We start from the raw sequence: 17,796 nt of genomic DNA on the forward strand, positions 1-17,796 counted from the left end.
GACCCCCACCGGATCTGGAGACCGCCATGCGCAACCGCCTGCTCGCCTTCCTGTTGCTGCCGCTCACCTTGACGGCGTGCGCGACCATGGGCGCGGGAGACGATCCGACGGCCGGCCTGCAGGGCGCGGAAGTACGTACGCGGACGGTCGAAGGCGGTGACGTGCTCGAGGAATACCGCGTCGCCGGCCAGCTTCGGGTCGTGAAGATCACCCCGGCCCGGGGCCCTGTCTACTACCTGGTGGACAACAACGGCGACGGCATCCTCGACAGCAGCAAGGGCGAGGGCCCGATCTCGCCGGTGCAGTACAAGCTCTTCAGCTGGTAACCCAAGCGCACGATGACGACATTGCAAGACCGCGGACACGACATCCGCACGCTCACCGCCGAAACCGGCCTGCGCGCGATCTGGCCGCTGGTCTCGCAGTTGCGGCCGGAGTTCGACGAGGACCGTTTCGTTGCCCAGATGCTGCGGCAGATCGACGAAGGCTGCCGCGCGACGGTGCTGTTCGACGATGGCGGCACGCCACGGTCGTTCGCCTGCTGGCGGGTGATGGAGATGCTCGCGGTAGGCAAGCATGTCTACGTCGATGACCTGGTGGTGGACGGCACCGTGCGCAGCCGCGGTTACGGCAAGGCCATGCTCGACTGGCTCAAGGTCGAGGCACGTCGCCTGGGCTGCGCGCGCCTGCAGCTGGATTCGGGCACGCACCGCCAGGATGCGCATGCTTTCTACCTGCGCGAGGGGCTGCGCATCGAGGCGTTCCATTTCGGGACCGTGCTGAAGGGGCCGTGCTGAAGGGGCTGCGTTGAAGTAGTTGCAAGAACCGGATATCGGGCGGTCCGTCTGCCGCCTAGAGTCATTCGCGTCCCCCGCCTGCGAGGCACGCGATGAACACTTCCACGCTCCACAATGACGCCGCCAGCGAGATGCTCCGCTTCGCCGTGGCGCCGTGCACACTCGGCTATGTCCTGGTTGCAGTCGCCTCCGGCGAGGTCTGCGGACTACGCGCCATCCTGCTGGGCGACGATGCCGACGAAGTCGCGCGCGAATTGCAGCAGCGCTGGCCACGGGCGCATCTGCTGACCGACGCCGACGGCCTGTCCCGCCATGTGCGGGCCGTTGGCGCGCTGATCGAAACACCGCGGCGCGGGCTGGACATGGCGCTGGATATCGCCGGCAGTCCGTTTCAGCAGCGCGTCTGGGCTGCGTTGCGCACGATCCCGGCCGGAGCCACGGCGAGCTACAGCGACGTCGCCGCGCGCATCGGCGCGCCCGCGTCGGTCCGCGCCGTTGCCGCCGCCTGTGCCGCCAACACGCTGGCCGTGGCCATTCCCTGCCACCGTGTTGTCCGTCGCGATGGCGCGTTGTCGGGCTATCGCTGGGGCGTTGCCCGCAAGCGCGCCCTGCTGGAACGCGAGGCCTGGGCATGAGCGCGATCCTGCGACCACACTGGAAGACCCAGGGCCTGATGCAGCGGATCGACTGGATCGACTGGCCGGGCGTGTCGTCACAGCTCGACGCCCGCGGTTGCGTGCGCATACCGGCGCTGCTGGAGCCGGCCGACTGCGATGCAATCGCAGGCCTGTACGACCGGCCCGACGGCTTCCGCAGCACCGTGAACATGGCCCGCCATGGTTTCGGGCGGGGCGAGTATCGCTACTTCGCGTATCCGCTCCCGGCCACGGTCGCGGCCCTGCGCACGGCGATCTACCCGCGGCTGGCCACCATCGCCAACCGCTGGAATGAGGCGATGAACAACGACGTGCGATTCCCCGACGAGCACGACCGGCTCATCGCGCGTTGCCGCGATGCGGATCAGAGCCGGCCGACGCCGTTGTTGTTGCGCTATGACAGTGACGACTACAACTGCCTGCACCAGGACGTCTATGGCGAACACCTGTTCCCGCTGCAGCTGGTGGTGTTGCTTTCCCGGCCCGGACACGACTTCGATGGCGGCGAACTGGTCCTGACGGAGCAGCGTCCGCGCATGCAGTCGCGTGCCGAGGTGGTGCCATTGCAGCAGGGCGATGCCGCGGTGTTCGCCGTGCGCGAGCGGCCTGTACGGGGAACGCGCGGTGTCTACCGGGTGCAGATGCGGCACGGGGTCAGCCGCATTCATTCGGGCCGGCGCCACGCACTGGGCGTGATCTTCCACGACGCGCGCTGAGCGGTCCTGCCCGACAACCGCTCTTGCAACTAAAACTTAGGAGTCCTAAGTTATTGGCCAATGGACGTCGACCCGCAAAAGCTGCAGCAGGCCCGCATCGGCATCGAACGGCTGTCGGGGCTGTTGCGGGCGCAATCCTGGGCCGCGAACGACGCGCCCGCGCTGCACCCGGCGCAACGGTCGTTGCTGCTGGCCCTGGCTGGCCAGGCCAACGGCTTGCGCAGCGGCGATCTGGCGGCGCGCCTGGGCGTTTCCGCGCCAACGATCAGCGACTCGCTGCGCACGCTGGAGGGCAAGGGCCTGGTCCAGCGCAAACCCGACCCGCATGACGGCCGCGCCTGGCGCATGTCGCTCACCCGGGCCGGCAAGACCCTCGCACGGCGCCTGCAGGACCCCGCCGCCGGCCTGGGTCCGCTGCTGCAGGCCCTGCCGGAACGGGAACTCGGGCAGTTGCTTCGGGTGGTCCAGCTGATGATGCGCGAGGCCCAGCAACGTGGCCTGGCCAGCGGTCTGCGCACTTGCCTGGGCTGTGGATTCTTCCGCCCCTACGCCTCGACCGATCCGAAGCAACCGCATTTCTGCGCCTATGTCGGCGCGCCGTTCGGCGACGCCGCGTTGCGCGTGGACTGTGCCGAGCACAAACCCCAATCCGAGGAGGCGCTGGCCATTGCCGTGCAGCGCTTCCGGGATGCCGGCCCTTCATGAGCCGGCGAAAATGGGCGGCGCCCGACGGACATCGGACGCCACCCGGCTACACGCAGTACCCACGTAGTAACCCCCTCCCCCGCGTCACAGCGAAATGAAGGAATATCAGTATGAAGCAGAAGGCCGTTTTCTATCACGCCGGTTGCCCGGTCTGCGTCGATGCCGAGCAGCAGCTCGCGCACGCACTCGATCCGGACCGTTTTGAAGTGGAGGTCGTCCATCTGGGCGAGTCGCCTTCGCGCATCGACGAGGCCGAGCTCGCCGGCGTGCGGTCCGTGCCGGCGCTGGTCATTGGCGGCGCGCCGATGCATGTCAACTTCGGCGCCGACCTGAGCGACCTGCGCTGACGAGCTGCACCGTTGCCGGCGCGGCGCATCCGTGCGCCGCGCCGGCAACGACTCCACGAGACTTCCTCCATGCAGACCTCCCATTCCGCGAAGTCGCTCCCGTGGCGCATCGACGCCGTACTGCTCGGCCACGCACGGCCCTACACGCGTCCGGGCAGCGTCAGCGCGATCGACAAGCAACCGATCGACGAGCCGGTACGCATCGAAACGCTGGGGCTGGTGGGCGATGAGCAGGGCGATCCGCGCGTCCACGGCGGCCCGGACAAGGCCGTGCACCATTACCCGTTCGATCACTACCCGCGCTGGCGCGAGGACCTGGGCGACCTGGAGCGGCTGCGCTTCGCGGGTGCGTTCGGCGAGAACCTCAGCAGCCAGGGTCTGAACGAAGGCGAGGTCTGCCTGGGCGACCGGTTTCGCATCGGTACGGCCGTGCTCGAAGTGAGCCAGGGCAGGCAACCGTGCTGGAAGCTCAACGACCGTTTCGGCGTGGCCGACATGGCCAGGCGCGTGCAGGCCAGTGGTCGCACCGGCTGGTACTACCGCGTACTGCAGCCGGGCAGCGTGCGCGTGGGCGATGCCATCGCGCTGGAGGCGCGGCCGTTCCCGCAGTGGAACCTGCGCCGGCTGGGGGCGCTGCTGTTCGAGCGCCGGCTCGATCCGGCCGAGCTGCGCCCCGCCCTCGACCTGCCGCTGGTGCCGTCCTGGCGAAAGCTGATCGAGACCCGCCTGCAACGCGGTGCGGTGGAGGACTGGGGCAAGCGCATCGAAGGGCCGCAGCCGGACTAAAGTCCGCGCCGGTCCGGCCGATACACCGAGCAGGCAATCCCATGCCACGCAGGCAGAACAGGATTCGGTGTGTCCGCACGGCACCCTCGACGAAACACCGACCCTGCGCAGCGGCAGCTGAGCCACCGCTTCAGCCGGCCTCAGGCCGGCTGCAGGTTCGCGTACGCCAGCACCAGCCACTTGCTGCCGGCGTCGTCGAAGTTGACCTGCACGCGTGCGTGCGCGCCGGCGCCCTCGTAGTCGGTGACCGTGCCGGTGCCGAAGCTGGGATGGCGCACCATCGCGCCAAGCTTGATCGGCGGCGCCTCGATCGCGGCATGGCCCATGTCGCGGCGCGGCTGCGAGTTGTACATCGGCCGTGACACCTGCACCTTCGGCCGCACTTCGTGCAGCAGCGCCGGCGGGATCTCGCGCAGGAAACGTGAGGGCACGCCATACATGTCGCTGCCGTGGATGCGGCGGGTCTCGGCGTAGCTGAGCACCAGCTTCTGCCGCGCACGGGTGATACCGACGTAGGCCAGGCGACGCTCTTCCTCGAGCCGCCCGGATTCCTCGGTCGAGCGCCCACTCGGGAACACGCCCTCTTCCATGCCGGCCAGGAACACCAGCGGGAACTCCAGGCCCTTGGCGCTGTGCAGCGTCATGAGCTGCACGCCTTCCTCGCCGGCCTGGGCCTGGCCTTCGCCGGCTTCGAGTGCGGCGTAGCTGAGGAAGGCGACCAGTTCCGGCATCGCCGCGGCGTCTTCCTCGTCGCTGCGGGTGAAGCGCGAGGCCACCGAGACCAGTTCGTCGAGGTTGTCGACGCGCGAGTCGAGCTGGCCGCGCGATTCGTTGAAGTAGTGATCGCGCAGGCCAGAACGGATCAGCACGTGGTCGATCTTCTCCGGCAGCGTCATCGGCTGCACCTCGGTGTCGAGGTCGTCGGTCAACGCGAGGAAGCCGGCAATGGCGTTGCGCGCACGCGCGGTGAGGCCGTTCTCGCTGACGGTGCGGCGTGCCGCTTCCCACAGCGCGACGCCGTCGGTGCGCGCGCGCCGGCGCACTTCGTCGAGGGTGCGCTCACCGATGCCGCGCGTGGGCGTGTTGACCGCGCGTTCGAACGCGGCATCGTCCAGGCGCGAGGCGATCAGGCGCAGGTACGCCAGGGTGTCCTTGATTTCGGCGCGCTCGAAGAAGCGCTGGCCGCCATAGACGCGGTACGGCACCTGCTCCGAGAGCAGCGCCTCTTCGAAGGCGCGCGACTGCGCATTGCTGCGATACAGGACCGCGACCTCGCCAAAGCTGCCGCCGTCACGCACCCACTGGCGCAGGCGCTCGACCGCGAAGCGCGCCTCGTCCATCTCGTTGTAGGCGGCGTACAGGTCGATCGACTCGCCGGTGCCGCTGTCGGTCCACAGGTTCTTGCCGAGGCGGTCGGGGTTGTGGGCGATGACGGCGTTGGCCGCTTCGAGGATGTTGGCGCTGGAGCGGTAGTTCTGCTCCAGGCGGATCGTCTGCGTGCCGGGAAAGTCCTTGAGGAAACGCTGCATGTTCTCGACCTTGGCGCCGCGCCAGCCGTAGATCGACTGGTCGTCGTCGCCCACCACGAACACGTGGCCGCTGTCGCCGGCGAGCACGCGCACGAATGCGTACTGGATGGCATTGGTGTCCTGGAACTCGTCGACCAGGATCTCGCGGAAGCGGTGGCGGTAGTGCGCCAGCAACGCCGGGTTGTCGCGCAGCAGTTCGTGCGCGCGCAGCAGCAACTCGGCGAAGTCGACCAGGCCGGCGCGCTCGCAGCGCTCCTGGTAGGCCTCGTACGACTTCAGCATCACATCCGCCCACGGATCGTTGCCCACGGGCTGGATGTTCTGCGGGCGCTTGCCTTCGTCCTTCTGGGCGTTGATCCACCAGGCGATCTGGCGCGGCGGGAAGCGCGCCTCGTCGATCTCCAGGCCCTGCACGACGCGCTTGACCAGGCGCAGCTGGTCGTCGGAGTCGAGCACCTGGAAACCTTCGGGCAGCTTGGCTTCCTGCCAGTGCAGGCGCAGCAGGCGATGGGCGAGGCCGTGGAAGGTGCCGATCCACATGCCGCGGGCGCCGTTGCGCAGTTGCGCGTCGACGCGCGCGCGCATCTCGCCGGCGGCCTTGTTGGTGAACGTCACCGCCAGGATGCCGTGGGTGGGCACGCCGTGGACTTCGTTCAGCCAGGCGATGCGATGGGTAAGCACGCGGGTCTTGCCGGAGCCGGCGCCGGCGAGGACCAGATAGTGACCGGGCGGAGCGCTGACGGCCTCGCGCTGCGCAGGGTTCAGCGCGTCGAGCAGGTGGGAGACATCCATCCGGGTATTGTAGCGGGGCCGTCACCCCTCCCCCCGCCCGGAGCGTCGCGCCGTGCACTCCAAGCTGCTGTTATTGCTTGCCCTGCTGGTGGCGACCCCGGCGACAGCCGACGACAGCGGTGCGGTCGTCGGCGAACCTGCCCCGAGCACGCGCGTCCTGCAGGCCGACGGCAATTCGCTGCACGTGGAGGTGCTCGACACCGCCGACCCGGCCCGGGTCGACGAACTGCAGCGCTGGCTGGCCGAGGCCGCCGCGGCGACCCTGACCGCATTCGGCCGCTACCCGCTGGACGATGCGACCGTGCGCATCACCCAGATCGACAGCGACGATGAGAGCCCCGTGCCCTGGGGCCAGACCCAGCGCGGCGAAGGCGATGTGGCGGTGCTGCTGTTCGTCCGCCGCGACGCCCACCTGGCCGAGTTGCGGGACGACTGGACCGCGGTGCACGAGCTCTCGCACCTGTTCCACCCCTACCTTGGCCGCGAGGGCCGCTGGCTGGCCGAAGGCCTGGCCAGCTACTACCAGAACGTCCTGCGTGCCCGGGCCGGGCTGCTCTCGCCCGAAGCGGCATGGCAGGAGCTGGACGCGGGCTTCGGCCGTGGCCAGCGCGAGCACAGCGGCATGCCGCTGGACGGCCTCGGCCGGCGCGGCACGATGCGCGTGTACTGGGCCGGCGCGGCCTTCTGGCTGGAGGCGGACCTGGCGCTGCGACGCGAGCATCGCAGCAGCCTCGACGCGGTGCTCTCGAAGTATTCGCGCTGCTGCCTGCACGGCACCGGTGAAGTCGCACCGGAGGCATTCATGGCGAAGCTCGACGAACTTGCAGGCGCGGCGGTATTCCTGCCGGCGTACCGCCGTTATGCGCAGTCGCGCGAGTTTCCGTCGCTGGATGCGGCCTATGCGGCGCTGGGGATCGAGCGCGGCACGGACGGACTGGTGTATTCCGACCGCGCCGACGCACGGAAACTGCGTGCGGCGATCATGCGACCGCACGCCAAGCCGTAACGACCGTCAGTGCGCCGCCTTGTGCGGCTTGCCGACCTGCGCCATCAGCCTGTCGGTGTAGGCGATGCCGATCGCCGACAGGATGAACACGCAGTGGATGATGGTCTGCCACATCACACCGGCTTCGGTGTAGACCGCTCCCTTCGTCACGGCATCGGCCGCTGCCGTGGTGGCTGCGGCGGCGACGACCGGATCGGCGCCCAGCGACCCGATGGCGATGAAGGTCTTGAGCAGGTGGATCGAGGAAATGCCGATGATCGCCATCGCCAGCTTTACCTTGAGCACGCTGGCGTTGACGTGGCTCAGCCATTCGGGCTGGTCGGGGTGGCCTTCCAGGCGCAGGCGCGAGACGAAGGTTTCGTAGCCGCCGACGATCACCATCACCAGCAGGTTGGAGATCATCACCACGTCGATCAGGCCGAGCACGGCGAGCATGATCAGCTGTTCGCTGAACGTGGTCGCGTGCGAGATCAGGTGCCAAAGCTCCTTGATGAACAACACGACGTACACGCCCTGGGCGACGATCAGGCCCAGGTACAGCGGCAGCTGCATCCAGCGCGAGCTGAAGATCAGGGCCGGGAGGGGGTTGAGGGGGCGTTCGGACGTCTGCGTCATGCGGCGGGGGCGTTCGTTTGCGGGCCGGCTAGGGTACCGGCCGGCCGCGGGCCCCGCCAAACCAGACCTTGCATCTTCTGGCCGTTCGGCACGCTCCGCGACCGGGCCGGCCGCCTTACACTCCGACCTCCCCATTGCCAGGGCGTCACCTGATGATCGACCTGCATTACTGGCCGACCCCCAACGGCCACAAGATCACCCTCTTCCTCGAAGAAGCAGGGCTGGGCTACACCATCCACCCGGTCGACATCGGCGCCGGCGACCAGTTCAGGCCCGAATACCTGAAGATCTCGCCGAACAACAAGATGCCGGCGATCGTCGACACGGCGCCCGCCGACGGTGGCGCGCCGATCAGCGTGTTCGAGTCCGGCGCGATCCTGCTGTACCTGGCCAACAAGACCGGACAGTTCTTTGCCGACGACCTGCGCGGCCGCGTCGAGGTCAACCAGTGGCTGCACTGGCAGATGGGCGGACTGGGGCCGATGACCGGCCAGTACGGCCATTTCCACGTCTACGCGCCCGAAGACCTCCCGTACGCCAAGGACCGCTACAAGCGCGAAGTGCTGCGCCTGCTCGGCGTGCTCGACAAGCGCCTGGCCGACCGTGAATACATCGCCGGCCACTTCAGCATCGCCGACATGGCGGCGCACCCGTGGATCAATCCCTACACCAAGGCGCCGCTCGACCTGGAGCCGTTCGCCAACCTGCGCCGCTGGCATGCCCAGGTCGCCGCACGGCCGGCGGTGCAACGCGCATATGCGGTTGCCGAACGCTACGGCGCCAAGCGCGAGATGACACCTGAAATGCACAAGATCCTGTTCGGCACACCTGAGACTAAATGAAGAACTTCACCGCCCGCGGCGCCGCCGCCTGCCTGCTTGCCATGTCGATCGCAACCGTCCCCGCCCTCGCCCAGAAGACCGCACCGGCCACGCCGCAGAAGCTGACGCTCGAAGCGTTGGCTGGCGATGCGCCGCTGTCGGGGCCGAGCCTGATGAAGGCGAAGGTCGCCCCCGACGGCAGCCGGGTGACCTTCCTGCGCGGCAAGGAGAGCAACAAGAACCGCCTCGACCTGTGGGCCTACGACGTCGCCAGCGGCCAGACCGCGAAGCTGGTCGATGCCGATGACATCCTGCCGGGCGAGGAAGTGCTCAGCGATGCCGAGAAGGCGCGCCGTGAGCGCCAGCGCATCGGTGCGTTCAGCGGCATCGTCGATTACCAGTGGGCACCCGACAGCAAGGCGCTGCTGTTCCCGCTCGGCGGCGAACTGTACCTGTACGACCTGGCCAGGTCGGGCAAGGCCGCGGTGCGCAAGCTCACCAGCGGCGAAGGCTTCGCCACCGATCCGAAGCTCTCGCCGATGGGCGGCTTCGTCAGCTTCGTGCGCGATCGAAACCTGTGGGTGATCGACCTGACCAGCGGCAAGCAGGCCCAGCTCACCCGCGACGGCAGCGCGACGATCGGCAACGGCGTCGCCGAGTTCGTTGCCGACGAGGAAATGGACCGCCACACCGGCTACTGGTGGGCGCCCGACGACTCGGCGATCGCATTCGCACGCATCGACGAAACGCCGGTGCCGGTGCAGAAGCGCTATGAGGTCTATGCGGACCGCACCGAAGTGGTCGAGCAGCGCTATCCGGCCGCCGGCGACCACAACGTGCTGATCAAGCTCGGCGTCGTCGCGCCCAAGGCCGGCGCCGCGCCGAAGTGGGTCGACCTGGGCAAGGACCAGGACATCTACCTGGCGCGCGTGGATTGGCGCGACCCTCAGCACCTGTCCTTCCAGCGCCAGTCGCGCGACCAGCACACGCTCGAGCTGATCGAAAGCGACCTGGCCAGCGGCAAGCAGCACGTGCTGGTCACCGAGACCAGCAAGACCTGGGTGCCGCTGCACAACGACCTGCACTTCCTCAAGGACGGTCGCATCCTGTGGAACAGCGAGCGTAGCGGTTACGAGCATCTGTACGTGCTCGACGCCGACGGCGGCAATGCCAGGGCACTGACCAGCGGCGACTGGCCGGTCGACAGCGTGCTCGAGGTGGATGAAGCCGCCGGCCAGGTCTACTTCGCCGCGGGCAAGGACTCGCCGCTGGATGCGCAGATCTATCGCGTGCCGCTCGACGGTGGTGCGATCGTCCGCCTGTCGAAGGCCGACGGCGTGCATTTCGCCAGCTTCGCCGCCAATGCCAGCGTCTTCGTCGACAACTGGTCGAACCCGACCACCCCGCCGCAGCTGGAGCTGTACCGCAGCGACGGCACCCGCATCGCCGCGCTGCTGAAGAACGAGCTCAGCGACCCGCAGCATCCGTACGCGAAGTTCGCCGCCGCGCAGCGGCCGATCGAGTTCGGCACGCTGACCGCCGCCGATGGCAGCACGCCGCTGCACTACAGCCTGCTCAAGCCGGCCGGTTTCCAGGCAGGCAAGCAGTATCCGGTGGTGGTTCTGGTCTATGGCGGCCCGGCCTCGCAGACGGTCAAGCGGGCCTGGACGCCGGACTTCAACCAGTACCTGGCGCAACACGGCTATGTCGTGTTCTCGCTCGACAACCGCGGCACGCCGCGTCGCGGCGCTGCGTTCGGCGGCGCGCTGTACGGCAAGCAGGGCACGGTGGAAGTGGCCGACCAGCTGCAGGGCGTGCAGTGGCTGAAGAAGCAGCCGTGGGTCGATGGCAAGCGCATCGGCGTGTACGGCTGGTCCAACGGCGGCTACATGACCCTGATGCTGCTGGCCAAGGCCTCCGACCAGTACGCCTGCGGCGTTGCCGGCGCACCCGTCACCGACTGGGGTCTGTACGACACGCACTACACCGAGCGCTACATGGGGCTGCCGGCCGGCAACGCCGACGGCTATCGCCAAGCACGCGTGCTCGAGCACATCGAAGGCCTCAAGTCGAAGCTGCTGCTGATCCATGGCATGGCCGACGACAACGTGCTGTTCACCAACTCGACCTCGCTGATGAGCGCACTGCAAAAGCGCGGCCAGCCGTTCGAGCTGATGACCTACCCGGGCGCGAAGCACGGCCTCAAGGGTGCAGACAACCTGCACCGCCTGAAGCTGACCGAGGATTTCTTCGGGCGCTGCCTGAAGCCTTGAGTGGTCAGGAGCCTCCCGCGAGCGCGGGAGGCTTCCTTGCGCGCGTTACGTTAAGAATCCATCGCCGCTTCTTCGCGCAGCGTTTTCGACCCGTTTGGCAGCATGTTCCGTCCGTGCTCCATTCGAGGTGAACCGACATGCATGAACGAGCCGCAACAGGCGCGCTGATCACGCTGCGCAACATAGCGCTGGCCTTCGCCGCCGGAACGCTGGCGATGTATTTGCTGGATCCGCGTAGCGGCCGCCGGCGCCGCGCGGTCATCCGCGACCGCACCCGCTCCGCGGGCAATGAGGCCGGGCGCTACGTCCAGGGCAAGGCGGTGCGGGCCACGAACCAGCTCAAGGGCGCCGTGGCGAAGACGCGCGCAAATTTGTCCGCGCAGCCGGTCGACGATGATCTGCTGCACGAACACATCCGGGCCCGTCTCGGTCGCCTGGTGGACCATCCCCACGACGTCGAGGTGCATGTGCGCGACGGACGCGTGCAACTGAAGGGAACGGTGTCGGAGGAGCATTTCGATGCCCTGCTCCGCACCGTGTCGTCGATGCGCGGGGTGAGGAACATGGAAAGCCTGCTGCGCACCAGGCCGTCACCGGGGTCCAGCGCGCCGCACCCGGGTCCGCACTGACCGCCCCCCCCCGGGCCGCTGCCGGGCGCCTGGCGGAACCATACGCTCCACAACACCGTCTTCACGGGCGCCGCGGCAGGGTAGCTCCCACTTCAAGGGGGGGCCCTGTATGCCATTGTCAGAAGGCGGTTTGATATTGGTTGTTGAGGATCATTCCACCATCGCCGAGCTGATCGGCGAATGCCTGGAACGCATCGGATATGACGTCGATTTCGCGCGCGACGGGGTCGAAGCGCTCAGGCGCATCGACGAAGATGCCTATGACCTGGTGATCCTTGACCGATCGCTGCCTCGGCTGGACGGAATCGACGTCTGTCGGCGCATCTCGCAGCGGCAGGGCATGAGGCCCTCGGTTCTCATGCTCACCGCGCACGAGTCATGGGCAGACAAGGTCACCGGGCTGGAGGCAGGTGCGGACGATTACCTCACCAAGCCCTTCGCACCGGCCGAACTGCAGGCGCGCGTGACGGCCTTGATGAAGCGCATCCGCAGGGAAGTTGCGGGCATGGTGCTGCAAGTGGCCGACCTCACCCTCGATTGCGAGTCCATGCGCGTCCATCGAAGCGGCGTGGAGATACACCTGACGCCCACGGGGCTGCGCCTGCTGACCATTCTCATGCGTCAGTCTCCCCGCGTGGTCAGCCGCGAAGAACTCGTGCGAGCGCTTTGGCGAGGTGAAGAGCCGGAATCGGATTGCCTGCGCAGCCACCTCTACCAGGTGCGCAAAGCGGTCGATGCGGGAAGTAGCCGGCCCCTGGTGCACACGATGCTGACGGCCGGCTACAAGATTGCCGACGTCGGCGTGCGCGGCCATGAAGACACCCGCGAGGCCTTCGCTGCGTAATGGGGCTGCCTGGCGGACGCCCGAACCCGCTCTCGACGTTGTGCATCCCCGCCTGGATCCGACACCTCAGGCGCTATGCAGCACGCGTCGTGCGCGAAACGATATCGAGCGCGACCGCTTCGGCGGTGCGGATGCCATCGACGCCGGCCGAAAGGATGCCGCCCGCGTAACCAGCACCCTCGCCTGCCGGAAACAGGCCGCGTGTGTTCAGGCTGTGGCCGTCCTCTCCACGCGTGATCCGCACCGGCGAGGACGTGCGGGTTTCCACCCCGGTCAAAATCGCGTCGTGCATCGCGAAGCCGCGGATCTGCTTCTCGAACGCCGGCAGCGCCTCGCGGATCGCTTCGATCGCGTACTCGGGCAGCGATGGAGCGAGATCGCCCAGGCGCACGCCGGGCTTGTACGAGGGCTGCACGGTGCCGAACCCGCTTGACGCTTTCCCCTTCAGGAAGTCGCCCACCAGTTGCCCCGGCGCTTCATACTCGCCGCCACCCAGCTCGAACGCCCGCGCTTCCCAGTGACGCTGCAACTCGATGCCGGCGAGTGGGCCATTGCCGTACTGCGCGTAATCCTCTGGCGTGATGCCACAGACGATCGCCGCATTCGCGTTGCGCTCGTTGCGCGAGTACTGGCTCATGCCGTTGGTGACCACGCGCCCGGGCTCGCTGGCCGCGGCGACCACGGTGCCGCCCGGGCACATGCAGAAGCTGTACACCGAGCGGCCGTTGCGGCAATGGTGCACCAGCTTGTAATCGGCCGCCCCGAGCAGCGGATGCCCGGCCTGCGCACCGAAGCGGGCGGTATCGATCAGTGACTGCGGATGCTCGATACGGAAGCCGATCGAGAATGGCTTTGCTTCGACGAACACGCCGCGCCCGTGCAGCATCGCGAATGTGTCGCGCGCACTGTGGCCCAGCGCAAGCACGACGTGGTCGGCGCGCAGTTGCTCGCCGCTGTCGAGCGTGACACCGCGCACGTGGCGCGTGCCGGCGTGGTCGGTCTCGATCAGCAGATCGTCGACGCGCTGGCTGAAGCGGATTTCACCGCCGAGGGATTCGATCGTCGCGCGCATCTCCTCCACCATCGACACCAGGCGGAACGTGCCGATGTGCGGTTTGCTGACGTAGGCGATCTCGTCCGGCGCGCCCGCCTTGACGAACTCGTCGATGACCTTGCGCCCGTAATGCTTCGGGTCGCTGATCTGGCTCCACAGCTTGCCGTCCGAGAACGTGCCCGCCCCGCCTTCGCCGAACTGCACGTTGGACTCGGGGTTCAGCACCTTCTTGCGCCACAGGCCCCAGGTGTCCTTCGTGCGCTCGCGCACGGCCTTGCCGCGCTCGAGGATGATCGGACGGAAGCCCATCTGCGCGAGCACCAGGCCCGCGAACAGGCCGCAGGGCCCCATGCCGATGACGAGCGGGCGCAGCGGAAGTCCCTCGGGCGCGCGCGTCACGAACTTGTAGCTCGTGTCTGGCGTGCGCATCACCTTGCTTCGGTCGCCGGTGCGCGCGGGCCCTGCGGCTTCGGCCTCCATCCGCTGAAGGATGTCTGCTTCGCGCGGCGTGTCCACGTCGACCGAATAGATCAGCACGATCGCGCCGCGTCGGCGTGCGTCGTAGCTGCGCTTGGCGACGGTGTAGCCGACCAGCTCGTCGTCGGCGATGCCAAGCCGCGCGAGAATGGCTTGGCGCAGTGCCGGCTCGGTGTGGTCCAGTGGGAGGTTGAGGTCGGTGAGTCTAATCATCAGGTGCATCCGACGGCGCGGTTCGTCGCCGAAATTGGGGGCCGAGGCGCGCGCACGTGGTGCGGCTGTTGCGGCGGTAACGCGATGAGCGACGTTTCCTGGGCTGGCAGGAGGCTATCGAAGGAGGCATCTTACCGAACGGCCACCAGGGGTCGGAAGCGGAACCTCCGTGCTGGCTCCCTTCGCAGGCCCAGGGTGCCAATGTCGCCCTGCCAGCAACGTTGCCGGCGTTTCCTGCAGCCGTGGCCGGTTTGGAAGACGGTGTTGCGTTCGGCTGTATACGACCGGCCTCACCCTTTCGATCTGGAGAGAAAGCGATGACCAAGTGGATGGCACTGGGATGCACCGCGGCCATGGCCTGCGGGTACGCAGCGTTGACGCATGCCCAAACCGTGGCCGCCGCGACGCCGGCGCCCGCCGCCGGCACCGCCACCCAGGGCGATCGACTGGTGATGGCGGATAACGAGTCGTTCCTGATGCCGCTGGACGACATGAAGAACGTCCATCCCAGCTACCCGCAGAACCTCCTCAGCCTGAACCTGCCTCCCCGCATGGTGTGCCTGCGGGTGGGTATCGACGAGAAGGGCGCGGTGACCGTTGTCGCCAAGGCGCCGGCCTCGGAGATGTGTCCCGCGGGTGCGGAAGCCGAGTTCCTGGCGGCATCGCAAGCCGCGGCCAGGACCTGGAAGTTCGATCCTGCACTGCGCTGTGTCTTTCGCAACGCGAAGGACAAGGAACGGGCGGTCGCCAGCTGCGATGGCGGCAAGAGCGTTCCGCAGGCGGTAACGCTGGTTTATCGATTCCGGTTTGAGCAGGTCGGCGGGAAACCCACGGTGCATGTGATCGGCGGGTAACGCGCGCCGCCATGCGGTCCGCTCAAATTGCCCCCCGTGACCTTCGGGGTATAGCCGCCGGCCGCGTCTGCCGCCATGCTCGCCGCTCTGTCCCGGAACCCGCGAAGCCATGATCAAGCCGCTGACCCTCGCCATCGCCCTCACCCTCGCCGCGGGCTCACCCGCCCTGCTCGCAGCCACGCCCGCTGCCAAGACGCCCGCAACGAAGTCCGCCGCCGCCAGGCCCGTGCCGGCGTGGGTGACCAAGAGCAACGAGTACGCGCAGGTCCTGCTGAAGTCGCAGGCCGAGTTCGCGCCCGAGCAGATGTCGTTCTTCGGCGTGCCGGGCTACGACGACCGCGTCGCCGATCTGAAGCCGGACAATGCCAAGCGCTACCGCGACGCCACCGCCAAGGCGAAGACCGAGCTGCAGGCCAAGCTCGCCACCGAGCGCGATCCCAACGTGCGCCAGGACCTGGCGATCATGATCAAGGCCGCCGACGAGAGCATCGAAACCAGCGCGCTCAACGAGAAGCTGACGCTGCCGTGGAACGATGCGCCGCAGATGGTCTTCAGCGGCCTGCAGGGCCTGCTCTCCGACCAGACCCCGCCCGAGCGCCGCGCGCGCGCACTCGACCGCCTCAAGGCCTACGTCGGCCAGGCGCCGGGCACGACGCCGATCACCGAACTGGCGCGCGCCCGCTACGAGGAACGCGCCGGCGACAAGGCCCTGCTGCGGCCGACGAAGCTTGAAGTCGAGCAGGCACTGGGCAACGTCGATACCTACGTGGCCGGCATCAAGGACCTGTTCGCCAAGTACAAGGTCGCCGGCGCCGACGAAGCGCTCGCGGCGATGGACACCCAGCTCAAGGCCTACGGCCAGTGGGCGCGCAGCAGCGTCCTTCCCGAAGCGCGCACCGACACCCGCCTGCCGGCCGAGCTGTATGCCAACCAGCTCAAGCAGTACGGCATCGACATCGATCCGCAGTTGCTGATCCGTCGCGCCCAGGTCGAGTTCATGGAGACCCGCGCGGCGATGCAGCAGCTGGCTCCGCTGGTGGCGAAGGACAAGGGCCTGAAGGTCAGCGACGAGCACGACTACGTCGGCGTGATCCGCGCGTTGAAGCAGCAGAACATGCCCAACGACCAGCTCGAGGCGCGCTACCGCACGGTGATCGACCAGATCGACCCGATCATCCGCGCCGAGCGCATCGTCGACGTGCCGCAGCGTCCGATGGTGATGCGCCTGGGCAGCGAGGCCGAATCGGCCGCGCAGCCGGCACCGCATTTCCTGCCGGCGCCGCTGATCGGCAACACCGGCCAGCAGGGCCAGTTCGTCCTGCCGGTGTCGGTGCCGACGCCGGACGGCAAGGCGCTGTCGTATGACGACTTCAACTTCGACGCGGTGCGCTGGACGCTGTCGGCGCACGAAGGCCGCCCGGGCCACGAGCTGCAGTTCACCGCGATGGTCGAGCGTGGCATCTCGCTGGCGCGCACGATGTTCGCCTTCAACTCGGTCAACGTCGAAGGCTGGGCGCTGTATGCCGAAGCCGAGATGGTTCCGTACGAGCCGCTCGACGGGCAGCTGATCGCGCTGCAGTTCCGCCTGATGCGCGCCGCGCGCGCGATGCTCGACCCGATGCTCAACCTGGGCCTGATCGACCGCGACGCGGCCGGCCGCATCCTCAGCGACAAGGTCGGCCTGTCGGAAGCGATGACCAAGCAGGAACTGGACCGCTACACCTTCAATGCCCCGGGCCAGGCCGGCAGCTACTTCTACGGCTACAGCCGCATCCTCGAGCTGCGCATGGAGACCGAGGTGGCGCTGGGCGACAAGTTCGACCGTCTGGCCTTCAACAACTTCCTGCTCGACCAGGGCCTGCTGCCGCCGGACCTGCTGGCGAAGGCGGTGCGGGAAGTGTTTGTCCCGGCGCAGAAGGCGAAGAAGTAAGGGCGGCCCTCACCCCAACCCCTCTCCCGCAGGCGGGAGAGGGGCTTGAACTAACTGACCCGGGCCAACATCCGCCGGTGCCCGATCAACCGCGCCCAGCGCGCGCCGACGTCGGTCATGCACACATAGCCGGCTTCGCCGGCCAGACGCAGCCAGGTGCGCCGGTCCAGGCGCAGGTGCGCTTCGGCCGCGCACAGTTCGACATCGAACCCGAGCCGGCGCGCGAACAGCGCACAGCGGGCGAGGTGGTAGCGGCTGCTGAGCAGGGTCACCCGCGAGCGCATCCGTTCGCCCAGCAACATCCGCGCGTTGCGCAGGTTCTGCAGAGTGTCGCGCGACAGCGATTCCAGCAGCAGCGGCGCGTCTTCGCCGATGCCGCGGGCAAACAGGCCCTGGCGCGCCAGTTCGGCTTCGGTGGCCTCGCCCGGCGCGCCACCGCCGAGCAGCACCACGCTCGCCGGAGGCCGCACCTTCCACAGCGAGACCGCCCGGTCCAGGCGCGCTTCGAAGTCGTGGTCGATACGCCCTTGCGGCGAATGCTTGCCGAACAGCAGCACGCACTGGCCCTCGCGGGGTTGGCAGGGCGCCCGCCGCGCCACCCTAAGGACGTGGACGAAGTAGCCCAGGTAAACCAGCCCGGCACTGAACACACAGGCCGCGACCGCCACGGCCATGGCGTGGAGGACGTCCCGGTCGCCAAACAGGGCCAGTCGGTGGTCGGTGCGGCTGGTCACTGTGAACGGGCGCGTCTA

Annotated in this window: 18 protein-coding genes; 14 read left to right on the forward strand and 4 right to left on the reverse strand. The window is 68.0% G+C overall.

Annotated features, from left to right (window positions below; translation table 11 throughout):
• Positions 1 to 26 precede the first annotated feature (26 nt).
• The 7 genes from AB4Y64_RS05560 (at position 27) to AB4Y64_RS05590 (ending at position 4,007) form a co-directional block, all read left to right on the forward strand.
• Complete coding sequence (locus tag AB4Y64_RS05560) at positions 27 to 326, forward strand: DUF2782 domain-containing protein (protein ID WP_441815449.1); 300 nt, start codon at positions 27 to 29, stop codon at positions 324 to 326.
• 12 nt (positions 327 to 338) lie between these two features.
• Complete coding sequence (locus AB4Y64_RS05565) at positions 339 to 797, forward strand: GNAT family N-acetyltransferase (protein ID WP_441815450.1); 459 nt, start codon at positions 339 to 341, stop codon at positions 795 to 797.
• Positions 798 to 889: 92 nt separating this feature from the next.
• Positions 890 to 1,432 (forward strand): methylated-DNA--[protein]-cysteine S-methyltransferase, encoded by a 543-nt coding sequence (locus AB4Y64_RS05570; protein ID WP_441815451.1) that lies wholly within the window; start codon positions 890 to 892, stop codon positions 1,430 to 1,432.
• Positions 1,429 to 2,169, forward strand: coding sequence for a 2OG-Fe(II) oxygenase (locus AB4Y64_RS05575; protein WP_441815452.1), 741 nt, complete (start codon positions 1,429 to 1,431; stop codon positions 2,167 to 2,169). Before AB4Y64_RS05570 ends, AB4Y64_RS05575 begins: the two co-directional genes overlap by 4 nt.
• Positions 2,170 to 2,229: 60 nt before the next feature.
• Positions 2,230 to 2,874 (forward strand): MarR family winged helix-turn-helix transcriptional regulator, encoded by a 645-nt coding sequence (locus tag AB4Y64_RS05580; RefSeq protein WP_441815453.1) that lies wholly within the window; start codon positions 2,230 to 2,232, stop codon positions 2,872 to 2,874.
• Positions 2,875 to 2,984: 110 nt separating this feature from the next.
• A complete protein-coding gene (locus AB4Y64_RS05585; protein WP_441815454.1) occupies positions 2,985 to 3,221 on the forward strand; it encodes a glutaredoxin family protein in 237 nt (78 codons plus the stop codon).
• A 69-nt stretch (positions 3,222 to 3,290) separates the two neighbouring features.
• A complete protein-coding gene (locus AB4Y64_RS05590) occupies positions 3,291 to 4,007 on the forward strand; it encodes an MOSC domain-containing protein (protein WP_441815455.1) in 717 nt (238 codons plus the stop codon).
• 140 nt (positions 4,008 to 4,147) lie between these two features.
• Here the strand turns inward: AB4Y64_RS05590 and uvrD are convergent, their stop codons facing one another.
• Complete coding sequence (gene uvrD / locus AB4Y64_RS05595) at positions 4,148 to 6,328, reverse strand: DNA helicase II (protein ID WP_441815456.1); 2,181 nt, start codon at positions 6,326 to 6,328, stop codon at positions 4,148 to 4,150.
• Between the two features lie 52 nt (positions 6,329 to 6,380).
• Between uvrD and AB4Y64_RS05600 the strand changes: the two genes are divergently transcribed.
• Complete coding sequence (locus AB4Y64_RS05600) at positions 6,381 to 7,334, forward strand: M61 family metallopeptidase (RefSeq protein WP_441815457.1); 954 nt, start codon at positions 6,381 to 6,383, stop codon at positions 7,332 to 7,334.
• A 6-nt stretch (positions 7,335 to 7,340) separates the two neighbouring features.
• Here the strand turns inward: AB4Y64_RS05600 and AB4Y64_RS05605 are convergent, their stop codons facing one another.
• Positions 7,341 to 7,949, reverse strand: a complete 609-nt coding sequence (locus tag AB4Y64_RS05605) for a TIGR00645 family protein (protein ID WP_441815458.1) — start codon at positions 7,947 to 7,949, stop codon at positions 7,341 to 7,343.
• A 152-nt stretch (positions 7,950 to 8,101) separates the two neighbouring features.
• Between AB4Y64_RS05605 and AB4Y64_RS05610 the strand changes: the two genes are divergently transcribed.
• The 4 genes from AB4Y64_RS05610 to AB4Y64_RS05625 all read left to right on the forward strand — a co-directional run bounded on the left by AB4Y64_RS05610 (position 8,102) and on the right by AB4Y64_RS05625 (position 12,516).
• Complete coding sequence (locus AB4Y64_RS05610; RefSeq protein ID WP_441815459.1) at positions 8,102 to 8,791, forward strand: glutathione S-transferase N-terminal domain-containing protein; 690 nt, start codon at positions 8,102 to 8,104, stop codon at positions 8,789 to 8,791.
• 41 nt (positions 8,792 to 8,832) lie between these two features.
• Entirely contained in the window at positions 8,833 to 11,043 is a 2,211-nt protein-coding gene (locus AB4Y64_RS05615; RefSeq protein ID WP_441815840.1) for a DPP IV N-terminal domain-containing protein, read from the forward strand.
• Between the two features lie 137 nt (positions 11,044 to 11,180).
• Positions 11,181 to 11,672: a BON domain-containing protein gene (locus tag AB4Y64_RS05620; RefSeq protein ID WP_441815460.1), complete on the forward strand. Its 492-nt coding sequence runs from the start codon at positions 11,181 to 11,183 to the stop codon at positions 11,670 to 11,672.
• A 109-nt stretch (positions 11,673 to 11,781) separates the two neighbouring features.
• Positions 11,782 to 12,516, forward strand: coding sequence for a response regulator transcription factor (locus AB4Y64_RS05625; protein WP_441815461.1), 735 nt, complete (start codon positions 11,782 to 11,784; stop codon positions 12,514 to 12,516).
• Between the two features lie 73 nt (positions 12,517 to 12,589).
• Here the strand turns inward: AB4Y64_RS05625 and AB4Y64_RS05630 are convergent, their stop codons facing one another.
• Positions 12,590 to 14,260, reverse strand: a complete 1,671-nt coding sequence (locus AB4Y64_RS05630; RefSeq protein ID WP_441815462.1) for an NAD(P)/FAD-dependent oxidoreductase — start codon at positions 14,258 to 14,260, stop codon at positions 12,590 to 12,592.
• 317 nt (positions 14,261 to 14,577) lie between these two features.
• Between AB4Y64_RS05630 and AB4Y64_RS05635 the strand changes: the two genes are divergently transcribed.
• Entirely contained in the window at positions 14,578 to 15,114 is a 537-nt protein-coding gene (locus AB4Y64_RS05635; RefSeq protein WP_441815463.1) for a hypothetical protein, read from the forward strand.
• 112 nt (positions 15,115 to 15,226) lie between these two features.
• Positions 15,227 to 17,044: a DUF885 domain-containing protein gene (locus AB4Y64_RS05640; protein ID WP_441815841.1), complete on the forward strand. Its 1,818-nt coding sequence runs from the start codon at positions 15,227 to 15,229 to the stop codon at positions 17,042 to 17,044.
• Positions 17,045 to 17,094: 50 nt separating this feature from the next.
• On the opposite strand, the gene AB4Y64_RS05645 is transcribed toward AB4Y64_RS05640, so the two are convergent.
• Positions 17,095 to 17,778, reverse strand: a complete 684-nt coding sequence (locus AB4Y64_RS05645) for a YdcF family protein (protein ID WP_441815464.1) — start codon at positions 17,776 to 17,778, stop codon at positions 17,095 to 17,097.
• Between the last annotated feature and the right edge of the window lie 18 nt (positions 17,779 to 17,796).

It is taken from the genome of Lysobacter sp. TAF61, from assembly GCF_052113485.1.
Classification (GTDB): domain Bacteria; phylum Pseudomonadota; class Gammaproteobacteria; order Xanthomonadales; family Xanthomonadaceae; genus Lysobacter_J.